Raw genomic sequence first — 13,078 nt, forward strand, 5'->3', positions numbered from 1 at the left:
CGCCCGTTGGCGCTGCGCTTACGCGACGTCTTCGTACTGAGGAACCGGGTTACGGAAGCTCTTCGTGACGCAAGCCAGGTAAACCAGACCGATACCAGCCCAAATCAGGCCAAGCACCATTGAACTCTCTTCCAGGTTAACCCACAGCGCGCCCACGGTCAGGGCACCGCACATCGGCAGGAACAGATACTGGAAGTGATCTTTCAGCGTCTTGTTACGCTTTTCACGGATCCAGAACTGAGAGATAACCGACAGGTTAACAAAGGTGAACGCCACCAGCGCACCGAAGTTAATCAGCGCCGTAGCCATCACCAGGTCAAAGTTAATCGCCAGCAGCGCAATAGCACCGACCAGGATGATGTTCATCGCCGGGGTACGCCATGTTGGATGAACATAACCGAAGAAGCTTTTCGGGAATACGCCATCGCGGCCCATTACGTACATTAGACGCGCAACGCCTGCATGCGCGGCCATACCGGACGCCAGTACGGTGATGGTGGAGAAGATCAGCGCGCCGACCTGGAACGCTTTACCCGCCACATACAGCATAATTTCCGGCTGAGATGCATCCGGATCCTTGAAGCGAGAGATATCCGGGAAGTACAGCTGCAGGAAATAGGTCGAGAAAATAAAGATCAGACCGCCAATCAGCGCCGTCAGGAAAATAGCACGCGGAATCACGCGCTCTGCATCTTTGGTTTCTTCAGACAGGTTGCTGATCCCATCAAAACCGGTAAAGGAGAAGCACAGAATGGTTGCCCCGGTAATCATTGGGATCACATGGGCATCACCAGACCAGAACGGCTTGCTGCTCGCCAGTGTGCCCGCGCCTTCGCCATGGAACACGCCGTAAATGACCATGCCAAGAATAACGGCAATCAGGACAACCTGAAGCACGACAATTACGGAGTTAAAGTTGGCAACGGACTTGATGCTGCGCAGGTTAAAGGCAGTCATAAAGGCTACCAGCGCCACGACGAACATCCAGGAGGGAATCGACGGCACCAGCGCTTCAAAATAAATTTTTGCCAGCAGAATGTTGATCATCGGCGCGAACAGATAGTCGAGCAGCGACGACCAGCCAACCATAAAGCCAACCGTCGGGCTGATGGATTTCTGGGCATAGGTGTAGGCGGAACCGGCAGACGGATAGCGACGCACCAGTTTACCGTAGCTCAGCGCGGTGAACAGGATCGCAATCAGCGCGAAGCCGTATGCCGTCGGCACATGACCGTCTGTGAGGCCTGATACGATACCGAATGTATCGAACAGCGTCATCGGTTGCATATAGGCCAGGCCCATCATAACAACCGGAATCAACGTAAGCGTTTTACGTAATTCCACGCGAGAGGTGTTTGGAGTTGCGTTATGCGACATAGTTATTCTCCTTTACGGTGATAACCGCCACGTAAGCGAAAAATTGCCCCATTTCTTTCTTCCTCAGCGACAACAACTGTCGGATTTTAGTAAATATCTATCCGGTACGAAGCCCGGCCTCTTGGTTTTTAGTTTCGTTTCGTACATGCAAAAAAAAATAACCGACGCCTTTTATATCGTCGATTATTCATTTGGTTGCAGCGGCGGCATTTTGCCCCACATCGGATACAAAAGGCAATACTTTGCAACGCACCGGGTAATTTTCTTTTTGCTAACTGGCTGATTTCTCGACGCTACCCTGAGAGTAAACATCGGCGATAGCACTATTTGCTAAAATTTCGTCCCGCCACCAGGCGCTGGCCAGCCCGGCGGTTTGTTCGTTCCAGCCCACCCATACCGACTCGTTACTGCTTTGAGCAAGTACCTGTTTTTCAACAAGCGCACCGCTATCAATAAAGCGCTGCGCCAGATAGCGGGGTAAATAACCACAGCCCAGACCGCTAATTTGCAGTTCCAGCTTGGTTTTAAAGTCAAAAACGGTGATGGCCTCCTGCTCATCCAGCAATTGCGAGGAAACCGCACATTCCGCGCGCGAGCTGTCCCCCACGACAATCGCGCGGTAGCCCTTTATGACGCGACGGTTAAGAGGCTCAGGTTCCTGAGCCAGCGGATGATGGGGCGCCACGGCAAATACCTGCTCCAGCACGCCGAGTCGGGCAAAACCAAATTCGCTCAGCTGAGGAGGCTCATGCAGTGCACCGACAAAAATGTCCGCCCTGCCTTGCGTTAAGGCATCCCAGGAACCGCCCAGCACGCCGTTGATGAAAATCAGCCTGGTGACGCTGTGATGCTGGTAAAACGTTTCAATCAGCGGCGTCAGGAGAGAAAATGGAAAGGTGTCATCCACGCCAATCACCAGCTCGTTCTCCCATCCCTGATGGAGCTTGACGGCCTGCTTTTCCAGCTCGCGAACGGTATGCAGAACCTCACGGCCTTTTTCCAGCAGCATCTGTCCGGTGCGGGTAAAACGGGCGCGGTGCCCGGTGCGATCGAGGATCTGGATATTGAGATCGCTTTCCAGTTTTTGAACGGTGTAGCTCAACGCCGAAGGGGTTTTGTAGAGCTTTGCCGAGGCTGCCGCAAAGCTTCCCTCTTTTTCCAGTGCATCCAGAATAATAAGAACATCCAGCAGCGGTTTCATGCTCGCCCCCTTCTGGTGTGCGATTGTCTCCGCTGCAGGACTTATTCCATGGGCATCACCAGCGGATCGGGATACTGATACTCAAACCCCAGCTCATGACAAATGCGATTGCCATCAACAATTTTACCTTTACTGTCATCCTTTGTCTCACCGAAAACCGGCGCCGCCAGGCCCAGCTGACGTGCCATCAGTGGGTAAAACGTGCTGCGCGCCGGATGAGACGGTGCACATATATTATAGATGTGTCCGCCTTTTGGAGCCTGTAAGAGTAGCTCAATCGCGCCAATAACATCCTCCAGATGGACAAGATTCACGCCATGCTGACCGTCGGGCGCCGTCTTTCCGGCGAAGAAGCGTCCCGGATGGCGACCAGGGCCCACCAGCCCCGCCAGACGAACGATATCGACCTGCGTGCCGGGAAGATTATGCAGCCAGTCTTCCAGCTCTTTCAGAACCTGACCGCTCGCGGTAACGGGACGGCGCTCGGAACCCTCTTTCACCACGCCCTCAGCATCGCCATAGACCGACGTCGAGCTGGTAAAAATAATGCGCGGAACGTGATGCGCCAGCGCGCTGTCGACAATCTCCTGCATCGCCTGCAGATAAAATGATTCACCCGGGCCACTGCGCCGCGCGGGTAGCGTTATCACCAGCGCATCCACGTTCATCAGCGTGTCCAAATCATCCGCATCACACACCAGCTCCGGTTCCAGACGCAGTTCAACGCCATCAATACCGCACATTCGCGCCGCTTCGACCCCGTCTCGGGTGGTCTTGCTCCCGGTCACCTGCCAGCCTTTCGCGGCTAATGACATCGCCAGCGGCATTCCCAGCCATCCTAAACCGACAATCGCGACCTTTTTCATGCGAATTCTCCTGACTCTCACTCGTCTTTCATAAGGCTACGCCAGCCCGGCAGAACACACAATTCATAGCATCAATATGAAATGAATTAATGATCAAAAAAAGCCCTTGCAATATGTCGTACAACTGGTTTAGGTTAAAAGACATCAAATGAATAAGCATTCATCGAGAATTTATATGACACGCGTTCAATTTAAACACCACCATCATCACCATCATCCTGACTAGTCTTTCAGGCGATGTGTGCTGGAAGACGTTTGGATCTTCCAGTGGTGCATGAACGCATGAAAAAGCCCCCGGAAGATCTTCTTCCGGGGGCTTTTTTTTGGACCGAATTCAGACAGGTTAAAACAGGTTAACGAGGAATAAAGAATGTTAGATAACTCACGCTTACGCATAGCTATTCAAAAATCAGGCCGTTTGAGCGACGACTCACGCGAACTGCTGGCCCGCTGCGGGATTAAAATTAACCTGCACACCCAGCGCCTGATTGCTCTGGCTGAAAACATGCCCATCGACATTCTGCGCGTGCGTGATGACGATATTCCCGGCCTGGTCATGGATGGTGTCGTTGACCTCGGCATCATCGGTGAAAACGTGCTGGAAGAAGAGCTGCTAACCCGCCGCGCGCAGGGCGAAGATCCGCGTTACTTCACCCTGCGTCGTCTGGACTTCGGCGGCTGTCGCCTGTCGCTGGCAACACCGGTTGATGAAGCGTGGGACGGCCCGGCCGCGCTGAACGGCAAACGTATCGCCACCTCCTATCCTCACCTGTTGAAGCGCTATCTCGACCAGAAAGGCGTGCAGTTTAAATCCTGCCTGCTGAACGGCTCCGTTGAAGTGGCACCGCGTGCGGGTCTGGCAGACGCCATCTGTGACCTCGTCTCTACCGGCGCGACGCTGGAAGCGAACGGTTTGCGCGAAGTGGAAGTGATCTACCGCTCTAAAGCGTGCCTGATTCAGCGCGATGGCGAGATGGCCGACGCCAAGCAGCAGCTGATCGACAAACTGCTGACCCGCATTCAGGGCGTCATTCAGGCGCGCGAATCCAAATACATCATGATGCACGCCCCAACCGAACGTCTGGAAGAGGTCATCGCTCTGCTGCCTGGCGCTGAGCGCCCAACCATCCTGCCGCTGGCAGGCGATCAGCAGCGCGTGGCGATGCACATGGTGAGCAGCGAAACCCTGTTCTGGGAAACCATGGAAAAACTGAAGGCGCTGGGCGCAAGCTCCATTCTGGTGCTGCCTATTGAGAAGATGATGGAGTAATGGCCATGAGCTTTAACACAATCATCGACTGGAATACCTGTAGCGACGCACAGCAGCGCGAGCTGCTGATGCGCCCGGCGATTTCCGCCTCAGAAAGCATCTCACGCACCGTGGCGGAGATCCTGGATAACGTCAAAGCCCGTGGCGATGACGCGCTGCGTGAATACAGCGCGAAGTTTGATAAGACGGAAGTCGGCACGTTACAGGTTACCGAGCAGGAAATCATTGATGCCACCGATCGTCTGGGTGACGAGATCAAACAGGCGATGGCCGTCGCGGTAAAAAACATTGATACCTTCCACACCGCGCAGAAGCTGCAGACCGTGGATGTCGAAACCCTGCCCGGCGTACGCTGCCAGCAGGTGACGCGCCCGGTTGCATCAGTGGGGCTTTATATCCCCGGCGGTTCAGCGCCGCTGTTCTCGACCGTATTAATGCTCGCCACGCCGGCGCGTATCGCCGGATGCCAGAAAGTGGTGCTTTGCTCACCGCCACCGATTGCCGACGAAATCCTTTATGCGGCGAAGCTGTGCGGGGTGCAGGCGATCTATAAAGTGGGCGGTGCACAGGCGATTTCTGCCCTGGCATTCGGGACTGAATCCATTCCGAAGGTCGACAAAATCTTTGGCCCTGGCAATGCGTACGTAACCGAAGCCAAGCGCCAGGTCAGCCAGCGTCTGGACGGCGCGGCCATCGATATGCCTGCCGGTCCGTCTGAAGTGCTGGTCATTGCCGACAGCGGCGCAACGCCTGACTTCGTGGCCTCCGACCTGCTTTCTCAGGCGGAACACGGCCCGGACTCGCAGGTGATCCTGCTGACGCCGGATGCCGATATGGCGAAACGCGTGGGCGAAGCCGTCGAGCGCCAGCTTGCCGACCTGCCCCGCGCCGACACGGCACGCCAGGCGCTAGCGGCCAGCCGCCTGATTGTGGCGCGCGATCTGGACCAGTGTATTGCCATCTCCAACCAGTACGGTCCGGAACACCTGATTATTCAGACCCGCAGCGCGCGCGATCTGGTCGACAGCATCACCAGCGCCGGCTCGGTGTTCCTCGGCGACTGGTCACCGGAATCCGCGGGGGATTACGCCTCCGGCACTAACCACGTGCTGCCGACGTACGGCTATACCTCTACCTGCTCCAGCCTTGGCCTGGCGGATTTCCAGAAACGCATGACCGTGCAGGAACTCTCCCGCGAAGGGTTTGCCTCACTGGCCTCCACTATTGAGACCCTGGCCGCCGCCGAGCGACTGACCGCCCACAAAAATGCCGTGACGCTGCGCGTTGCAGCCCTGAAGGAGCAAGCATGAACATTGAAGAGTTAGCCCGCGAAAATGTCCGTCGCCTGACGCCTTATCAGTCTGCGCGTCGTCTGGGCGGAAACGGGGACGTCTGGCTGAACGCCAACGAATTCCCGACTGCGGTGCAGTTTGAGCTGTCGCAGCAAACGCTGAACCGCTATCCGGAGTGTCAGCCGAAGGCGGTTATCGAAAACTACGCGCAGTACGCGGGAGTGAAGCCGGAGCAGGTGCTGGTCAGCCGCGGCGCGGATGAGGGCATTGAGCTGCTGATCCGCGCGTTCTGCGAGCCGGGCAAAGACGCGGTGATGTACTGCCAGCCTACCTACGGCATGTACAGCGTCAGCGCCGAAACCTTCGGCGTGGCGTGCCGCAACGTGCAGGCGCTGGAAAACTGGCAGCTCGATTTGCAGGGCATTGCCGACAATCTTGATGGCGTGAAGGTTGTCTTCGTCTGCAGCCCAAATAACCCAACCGGGCAGATTATCAACCCGCAGGATATTCGCACCCTGCTGGAGATGACGCGCGGTAAAGCCCTGGTGGTCGCGGATGAAGCCTATATTGAGTTCTGTCCGCAGGCAACGCTGGCAGGCTGGCTGAAAGAGTATCCGCACCTGGTCGTGCTGCGCACGCTGTCGAAAGCCTTTGCCCTTGCAGGTCTGCGCTGCGGATTCACGCTGGCGAATAAAGAGGTCATCGACCTGCTGCTGAAAGTGATCGCCCCGTACCCGCTCTCGACGCCGGTTGCCGATATTGCGGCACAGGCGCTGACGCCGCAGGGCATAAATGCAATGCGCGAGCGCGTGGCGCAGATCCTGGAAGAGCGCCAGTACCTGGTGACAGCCCTGAAGGATATTCCCTGCGTGGAGCAGGTGTTCGACTCGGAAACCAACTATATCCTGGCGCGCTTCACTGCCTCCAGTGCCGTATTTAAATCTTTGTGGGATCAGGGCATTATCTTACGAGACCAGAATAAACAACCTTCCCTGAGCGGATGCCTGCGCATTACCGTAGGCACCCGCGCAGAGAGCCAGCGCGTGATTGACGCCCTGAAAGCGGAGAAAGTATGACCCAGAAGATCCTTTTCATCGATCGTGACGGCACCCTTATTTCGGAGCCACCAGCCGATTTTCAGGTCGATCGATTCGACAAACTGGCTTTTGAACCGGACGTGATCCCGGTGCTGCTTAAGCTGCAGAAAGCCGGATTTAAGCTGGTGATGATCACCAATCAGGACGGTCTGGGTACGGACAGCTTCCCGCAGGCGGACTTTGACGGTCCGCATAATCTGATGATGCAGGTGCTGACCTCTCAGGGCGTGGTGTTTGATGAGGTGCTTATTTGCCCGCACATGCCGGCCGACGAGTGCGACTGCCGTAAGCCAAAGGTGAAGCTGGTTGAGCGCTATCTGGCTGAAGATGCGCTGGATAAAACCAACAGCTACGTCATCGGCGATCGCATCACCGATATTACGCTGGCGGAAAACATGGGCATCGCGGGGCTGCGCTACGATCGTAACGACCTTAACTGGGCAAAGATTGGCGAGCAACTGACAAAACGCGACCGTTATTCCCACGTTGAGCGTAACACCAAAGAGACGCAGATTGATGTGAAGGTCTGGCTGGACCGTGAAGGCGGCAGCAAGATCCACACCGGCGTCGGTTTCTTTGACCACATGCTGGACCAGATTGCCACCCACGGCGGTTTCCGCATGGAAATAGCGGTGAAGGGCGACCTTTACATTGACGATCACCACACAGTGGAAGATACCGGCCTGGCGCTGGGTGAAGCCCTGAAGCTGGCGCTCGGCGACAAGCGCGGCATCAACCGTTTCGGCTTCGTCCTGCCGATGGACGAGTGCCTGGCGCGCTGCGCCATGGACATTTCAGGTCGTCCGCACCTGGAATATAAAGCTGATTTCACCTACCAGCGTGTGGGCGATCTCAGCACCGAAATGGTGGAGCACTTCTTCCGTTCATTGTCCTACACCATGGGCCTGACGCTGCATCTGAAGACCAAGGGCAAAAACGATCACCACCGCGTGGAGAGCCTGTTTAAAGCCTTTGGCCGTACGCTACGCCAGGCGATCCGCGTGGAAGGTGATGCCCTTCCCTCATCAAAAGGAGTGCTGTAATGAACGTGGTGATTCTGGATACCGGATGCGCCAACCTCAACTCCGTAAAATCGGCCATTGCGCGCCACGGCTATGAGCCGGTGGTAAGCCGCGATCCGGACGTTGTCTTGCGCGCCGATAAGTTATTCCTGCCGGGCGTTGGCACCGCGCAGGCCGCGATGGATCAGATTCGCGAACGCGAGCTGGTCGATCTGATCAAAGCCTGTACCCAGCCGGTGCTGGGCATTTGCCTGGGCATGCAGCTCCTGGGCCGCCGCAGCGAAGAGAGCAACGGCGTTGACCTGCTGGGCATTATTGACGAAGACGTACCGAAAATGACCGACCACGGTCTGCCTCTGCCGCATATGGGCTGGAACCGCGTGTACGCCAAAGCGGGCGACAGGCTTTTTCGCGGCATTGAAGACGGCGCGTATTTTTACTTCGTGCACAGCTACGCTATGCCGGTGAACGTGAATACGATCGCCCAGTGCAATTATGGCGAGGCGTTTACTGCGGCGGTACAGAAAGACAATTTCTTCGGCGTGCAGTTTCACCCGGAGCGCTCTGGTGCCGCGGGTGCGCAGCTGCTGAAAAACTTCCTGGAGATGTGATGATTATTCCCGCTTTAGATTTAATTGACGGCACGGTTGTCCGTCTCCACCAGGGCGATTACGGCCAGCAGCGAGACTACGGAAACGACCCGCTGCCGCGTCTGCAGGATTATGCCGCTCAGGGGGCCCAGGTGCTGCATCTGGTGGATTTAACGGGTGCGAAAGATCCGGCGAAGCGCCAGATCACGCTGCTTAAACAGCTTGTTGCTGGTGTTGACGTGCCCGTCCAGGTCGGCGGTGGCGTGCGTACGGAAGAGGACGTCGCCTCGCTGCTGGACGCTGGCGTGGCGCGCGTGGTGGTAGGGTCAACTGCCGTGAAAGATCCTGACACGGTGAAAGGCTGGTTCCGCCGCTTTGGCGCCGACGCCCTTGTACTGGCGCTGGACGTGCGCATTGACGAGCAGGGTAAAAAGCAGGTTGCCGTCAGCGGCTGGCAGGAAAACTCCGGCGTGACGCTGGAAGAGCTGGTCGATATCTATCTGCCCGTTGGCCTGAAGCACGTACTGTGCACGGATATCTCCCGCGACGGAACGCTGGCGGGCTCCAACGTCTCGCTGTATGAAGAGGTCTGCGCGCGTTATCCGCAGGTTGCGTTCCAGTCTTCTGGCGGTATCGGTGATATAGACGACGTGGCCGCGCTGCGCGGTACAGGTGTACAGGGTGTGATTGTGGGCCGGGCCCTGCTGGAAGGTAAATTTACTGTGACGGAGGCGATTCAATGCTGGCAAAACGGATAATCCCTTGCCTGGACGTACGCGATGGTCAGGTCGTGAAAGGCGTACAGTTCCGCAACCACGAAATCATTGGCGACATCGTTCCGTTGGCAAAACGCTATGCCGATGAAGGCGCAGACGAGCTGGTCTTTTATGATATCACCGCTTCCAGCGATGGCCGCGTGGTCGACAAAAGCTGGGTGGCACGTGTGGCGGAAGTGATCGACATTCCGTTCTGCGTAGCGGGCGGGATTAAGTCCGCTGACGACGCTGCCAAAATTCTCTCTTTTGGGGCCGACAAGATTTCCATCAACTCCCCTGCTCTGGCCGAGCCGGAGTTGATTACACGCCTGGCCGATCGCTTTGGCGTGCAGTGTATTGTGGTTGGAATCGACACCTGGTATGACGCCGCAACGGGCAAGTACCACGTCAACCAGTACACCGGCGATGAAAGTCGTACCCGCGTCACCCAGTGGGAAACGCTCGACTGGGTGCAGGAAGTGCAAAAGCGTGGCGCAGGCGAGATTGTTCTCAATATGATGAACCAGGATGGCGTGCGTAACGGGTATGACCTCGAGCAGCTAAAAAAAGTGCGCGCGGTCTGCCACGTTCCGCTGATTGCCTCCGGCGGCGCGGGCACCATGGAGCATTTCCTGGAAGCCTTCCGCGATGCGAATGTGGACGGTGCCCTTGCCGCCTCCGTGTTTCACAAGCAGATTATCAATATTGGTGAGTTAAAAACGTACCTGGCCGACCAGGGCGTGGAGATCAGGGTATGTTAACAGAGCAACAACAGACGCAGCTGGACTGGGAAAAAACTGACGGATTACTGCCGGTGGTTGTACAGCATGCCGTCTCGGGAGAAGTGCTGATGCTGGGTTATATGAACCAGGACGCGCTGGCAAAAACGATCGACAGCGGCAAAGTGACGTTTTTCTCGCGCACGAAGCAGCGCCTGTGGACCAAAGGGGAAACCTCAGGGCACTTCCTGAACGTAGTTAGCATGACGCCAGACTGCGATAACGACACCCTGCTGGTGCTGGTAAACCCAATCGGCCCAACCTGCCATAAGGGCACCAGCAGCTGCTTCGGCGAGACGAGCCACCAGTGGCTGTTCCTTTACCAACTTGAGCAGCTTCTGGCTGAACGTAAAACGGCTGACCCTGAAAGTTCCTATACCGCGAAGCTGTATGCCAGCGGGACTAAGCGCATTGCGCAGAAGGTAGGAGAAGAAGGCGTTGAGACGGCGCTCGCCGCGACAGTACATGACCGGGAAGAGTTGACGAATGAAGCATCTGACTTGATGTATCACCTGCTGGTGCTGCTGCAGGATCAGGAGCTGGATTTAACGGCGGTGATTGAGAATCTTCGAAAGCGTCATAAATAAAAAAACCGGGGATTTTCCCCGGTTTTTTTAAATCTGCAAATCAGGCTTTTGGCTTATAGTTGCGTAATGCGTTACGCCCCAATACCACACCAGAACCAATCATTCCGCCCAGCAGCACGGCAAGGATCAGAACAATGGCTTTTTTCGGGCTATCGCGACGAACGGGCAGATCCGGCTTCATGACGTAACGGTAGACGTGGATAGTGTCCGGGTTTACGTTCAGATTTTGAATGTCCAGCAAGTTTTGCCTGGTCTGATAGTAAGCCGCAGAAAAGACCAGCGGACGAGAGGCTTCGTTTTGAATCATCGACTTCAGCCCCTCGCTTCCCAGCAGGAACATCGTCTCCTGAGTTACATCCTGGGTTTGCTGAATTTGCGGCGAGGAGATTTTCGCCGCTTCAGCATTTTTCAGCGCCTCAACGATCTGTTTGATACGCAGATCTTTCTGCTCCTGAGCGACCTTCTCCTGGTTTACCAGAGAATCGTTCAGGGTTTTAATCTGCTCTTTAATGCTGTTTTGAAGGTCAACAGTGAGCTCTTTTGAAGTTTGCTCATCAACCTGCTGGATATATTGCGCAAGCTGCTTTTGCGCTGCTTCTGCAGAAGTACTGGTGTAGGAGACACTTAATGGGAGTGTTTCCCCTTTAACTGCAGGCTCGATTGTCAGTTTTTCAGGTTCGTCCTGATTTTCCAGTGCCTGTGCCAATGCAGAGAAGGAAGAATTGAAACGACCAATAGCGCGTGTTTGAACATCAAGCATCGATGGTGCAGCGCTACCGTAGAGGATATTCAACGCATTAGAATATGTTGCAATTTGAGCGACATCAGGTTGCGCAATAATTGCGCTTGAGGTCCACTTTTCTTTCGCGAAAGTAAGATAACCGACAGCAAGTGCAATAAAAACAACAACAAACGTTGCTATCATCCACTTCCCACGCCACAGCTGCAGCACTAAATCAAGTAAATCAATTTGCTCAGGGTCATTGCTTCGGCTGACCTGGCTATTGTTGTTGTGCGTCATACAATCCCTAACAGATGAAAAAGGGCAAACATAATTTTGTTTTCATAGTTTATCTATTGCTGGGGATTTTTCTATAAGAATCCGATGAGTTATATCGGAAAGATGCGTTATGTAACTCGCCCCCTTCGCGCTATCATAGTCACTATGTGATGCGTCATCGCATCTGTAAGCGTTGGGTATTTGAGGAAAGATATGAAATTTCTGGTAACGGGTGCAGCGGGTTTTATCGGTTCGAATGTCAGCAAACGCCTCATTGAGGCCGGTCATGAGGTTGTCGGTATTGATAATCTGAACGACTATTACGATGTTAATTTAAAGCTGGCACGTCTGGAACGGCTACAATCTGAGCGATTCACCTTCCACAAGATGGAATTAGCTGACCGGGAAGGTATGGCTGCGCTTTTCGCTGACGAGAAGTTCGATCGCGTTATTCACCTGGCCGCACAGGCAGGCGTACGCTATTCCCTGGAAAACCCGCATGCGTACGCCGATGCTAACCTTATTGGTCACCTCAACGTGCTGGAAGGCTGCCGCCATAACCACGTTCAGCATTTGCTGTATGCCTCATCCAGCTCCGTATATGGCCTCAACCGCAAAATGCCCTTCTCCACTGACGATTCCGTGGATCACCCGGTTTCACTTTATGCCGCGACCAAAAAAGCCAATGAGCTGATGTCGCACACCTATTCGCATCTCTACAACCTGCCGACCACCGGACTGCGCTTCTTTACCGTATACGGTCCGTGGGGACGCCCGGACATGGCGCTGTTTAAGTTTACCAGGGCGATGATTGAAGGCAAAAGCATCGATGTCTATAACTACGGCAAGATGAAGCGCGACTTCACCTACATTGATGATATTACTGAAGCAATTATCCGCCTGCAGGATGTGATTCCCCAGCCTGACGTAAACTGGACCGTTGAGACCGGCTCCCCGGCAACCAGCTCAGCACCTTACCGCGTTTACAACATCGGTAATAGCTCGCCAGTTGAACTGATGGATTACATCACCGCGCTGGAAGACGCGCTTGGCAAGAAAGCCGAAAAAAATATGTTGCCGCTCCAGCCGGGCGACGTACTGGAAACCAGCGCCGACACGAAAGCGCTCTATGACGTTATTGGTTTTAAACCACAAACCTCAGTCAAAGACGGCGTGAAGAACTTCGTTGACTGGTACCGCGAGTTTTACAAAGTCTGAAAATAAAAAACCCGGCAAATCAGC

The 13,078-nt window shown here is 55.1% G+C and carries 15 protein-coding genes and 1 other annotated feature; of the genes, 10 read left to right on the forward strand and 5 right to left on the reverse strand.

Going from position 1 to position 13,078, the window contains the following annotated elements; translation table 11 throughout:
- Positions 1-18: 18 nt before the first annotated feature.
- From plaP to V1603_RS18680, 4 genes are all read right to left on the reverse strand, one after another.
- Positions 19-1,377: a putrescine/proton symporter PlaP gene (plaP, locus tag V1603_RS18665; protein ID WP_008499462.1), complete on the reverse strand. Its 1,359-nt coding sequence runs from the start codon at positions 1,375-1,377 to the stop codon at positions 19-21.
- Positions 1,367-1,429 (reverse strand): membrane protein YoeI, encoded by a 63-nt coding sequence (gene yoeI / locus V1603_RS18670; RefSeq protein WP_099458931.1) that lies wholly within the window; start codon positions 1,427-1,429, stop codon positions 1,367-1,369. The genes plaP and yoeI overlap by 11 nt, the downstream gene beginning before the upstream one ends.
- Before the next feature lie 219 nt (positions 1,430-1,648).
- A complete protein-coding gene (locus V1603_RS18675) occupies positions 1,649-2,578 on the reverse strand; it encodes a LysR substrate-binding domain-containing protein (protein WP_166711682.1) in 930 nt (309 codons plus the stop codon).
- A gap of 41 nt (positions 2,579-2,619) precedes the next feature.
- Positions 2,620-3,444, reverse strand: a complete 825-nt coding sequence (locus V1603_RS18680; protein WP_395313065.1) for an SDR family oxidoreductase — start codon at positions 3,442-3,444, stop codon at positions 2,620-2,622.
- Between the two features lie 175 nt (positions 3,445-3,619).
- Here V1603_RS18680 and hisL point away from each other — a divergent pair, with 175 nt between their 5' ends.
- From hisL to hisIE, 9 genes are all read left to right on the forward strand, one after another.
- Entirely contained in the window at positions 3,620-3,670 is a 51-nt protein-coding gene (gene hisL, locus V1603_RS18685) for a his operon leader peptide (protein ID WP_001364200.1), read from the forward strand.
- Positions 3,646-3,769, forward strand: a sequence feature (His leader region). (Overlaps the previous gene by 25 nt.)
- 45 nt (positions 3,770-3,814) lie before the next feature.
- Complete coding sequence (gene hisG, locus V1603_RS18690; protein ID WP_003859492.1) at positions 3,815-4,714, forward strand: ATP phosphoribosyltransferase; 900 nt, start codon at positions 3,815-3,817, stop codon at positions 4,712-4,714.
- A gap of 5 nt (positions 4,715-4,719) precedes the next feature.
- A complete protein-coding gene (gene hisD, locus V1603_RS18695; RefSeq protein WP_395313066.1) occupies positions 4,720-6,024 on the forward strand; it encodes a histidinol dehydrogenase in 1,305 nt (434 codons plus the stop codon).
- The gene (gene hisC, locus V1603_RS18700; RefSeq protein WP_163329800.1) at positions 6,021-7,082 is read left to right on the forward strand and encodes a histidinol-phosphate transaminase; all 1,062 of its coding nucleotides are present in this window, start codon (positions 6,021-6,023) and stop codon (positions 7,080-7,082) included. The genes hisD and hisC overlap by 4 nt, the downstream gene beginning before the upstream one ends.
- Complete coding sequence (gene hisB / locus V1603_RS18705; protein WP_166711689.1) at positions 7,079-8,146, forward strand: bifunctional histidinol-phosphatase/imidazoleglycerol-phosphate dehydratase HisB; 1,068 nt, start codon at positions 7,079-7,081, stop codon at positions 8,144-8,146. Before hisC ends, hisB begins: the two co-directional genes overlap by 4 nt.
- Positions 8,146-8,736, forward strand: coding sequence for an imidazole glycerol phosphate synthase subunit HisH (hisH, locus tag V1603_RS18710; RefSeq protein ID WP_302217845.1), 591 nt, complete (start codon positions 8,146-8,148; stop codon positions 8,734-8,736). The genes hisB and hisH overlap by 1 nt, the downstream gene beginning before the upstream one ends.
- On the forward strand, positions 8,736-9,473 hold the full coding sequence (gene hisA / locus V1603_RS18715; protein WP_233002630.1) for a 1-(5-phosphoribosyl)-5-[(5-phosphoribosylamino)methylideneamino]imidazole-4-carboxamide isomerase: 738 nt from the start codon (positions 8,736-8,738) through the stop codon (positions 9,471-9,473). The genes hisH and hisA overlap by 1 nt, the downstream gene beginning before the upstream one ends.
- On the forward strand, positions 9,455-10,231 hold the full coding sequence (hisF, locus tag V1603_RS18720) for an imidazole glycerol phosphate synthase subunit HisF (protein WP_116338849.1): 777 nt from the start codon (positions 9,455-9,457) through the stop codon (positions 10,229-10,231). Before hisA ends, hisF begins: the two co-directional genes overlap by 19 nt.
- Positions 10,225-10,836, forward strand: a complete 612-nt coding sequence (hisIE, locus tag V1603_RS18725; RefSeq protein WP_395313067.1) for a bifunctional phosphoribosyl-AMP cyclohydrolase/phosphoribosyl-ATP diphosphatase HisIE — start codon at positions 10,225-10,227, stop codon at positions 10,834-10,836. The genes hisF and hisIE overlap by 7 nt, the downstream gene beginning before the upstream one ends.
- Positions 10,837-10,876: 40 nt before the next feature.
- Here hisIE and wzzB read toward each other — a convergent pair whose 3' ends face one another.
- The gene (gene wzzB, locus V1603_RS18730; RefSeq protein ID WP_395313068.1) at positions 10,877-11,857 is read right to left on the reverse strand and encodes an LPS O-antigen chain length determinant protein WzzB; all 981 of its coding nucleotides are present in this window, start codon (positions 11,855-11,857) and stop codon (positions 10,877-10,879) included.
- Between the two features lie 192 nt (positions 11,858-12,049).
- On the opposite strand from wzzB, the gene V1603_RS18735 reads away from it, so the two are divergent.
- Positions 12,050-13,054 (forward strand): NAD-dependent epimerase, encoded by a 1,005-nt coding sequence (locus tag V1603_RS18735; protein WP_395313069.1) that lies wholly within the window; start codon positions 12,050-12,052, stop codon positions 13,052-13,054.
- Positions 13,055-13,078 lie beyond the last annotated feature (24 nt).

It is taken from the genome of Enterobacter sp. ECC-219 (genome assembly GCF_043966805.1).
Taxonomy (GTDB): domain Bacteria; phylum Pseudomonadota; class Gammaproteobacteria; order Enterobacterales; family Enterobacteriaceae; genus Enterobacter; species Enterobacter cloacae_N.

Bases quoted from the DNA above. Each gene is read 5' to 3' on its own strand.
- plaP (WP_008499462.1), bottom strand. From the start codon at position 1,377: ATGTCGCATAACGCAACTCCAAACACCTCTCGCGTGGAATTACGTAAA.
- V1603_RS18675 (WP_166711682.1), bottom strand. From the start codon at position 2,578: ATGAAACCGCTGCTGGATGTTCTTATTATTCTGGATGCACTGGAAAAA.
- V1603_RS18680 (WP_395313065.1), bottom strand. From the start codon at position 3,444: ATGAAAAAGGTCGCGATTGTCGGTTTAGGATGGCTGGGAATGCCGCTG.
- hisG (WP_003859492.1), top strand. From the start codon at position 3,815: ATGTTAGATAACTCACGCTTACGCATAGCTATTCAAAAATCAGGCCGT.
- hisD (WP_395313066.1), top strand. From the start codon at position 4,720: ATGAGCTTTAACACAATCATCGACTGGAATACCTGTAGCGACGCACAG.
- hisC (WP_163329800.1), top strand. From the start codon at position 6,021: ATGAACATTGAAGAGTTAGCCCGCGAAAATGTCCGTCGCCTGACGCCT.
- hisB (WP_166711689.1), top strand. From the start codon at position 7,079: ATGACCCAGAAGATCCTTTTCATCGATCGTGACGGCACCCTTATTTCG.
- hisH (WP_302217845.1), top strand. From the start codon at position 8,146: ATGAACGTGGTGATTCTGGATACCGGATGCGCCAACCTCAACTCCGTA.
- hisA (WP_233002630.1), top strand. From the start codon at position 8,736: ATGATTATTCCCGCTTTAGATTTAATTGACGGCACGGTTGTCCGTCTC.
- hisF (WP_116338849.1), top strand. From the start codon at position 9,455: ATGCTGGCAAAACGGATAATCCCTTGCCTGGACGTACGCGATGGTCAG.
- hisIE (WP_395313067.1), top strand. From the start codon at position 10,225: ATGTTAACAGAGCAACAACAGACGCAGCTGGACTGGGAAAAAACTGAC.
- wzzB (WP_395313068.1), bottom strand. From the start codon at position 11,857: ATGACGCACAACAACAATAGCCAGGTCAGCCGAAGCAATGACCCTGAG.
- V1603_RS18735 (WP_395313069.1), top strand. From the start codon at position 12,050: ATGAAATTTCTGGTAACGGGTGCAGCGGGTTTTATCGGTTCGAATGTC.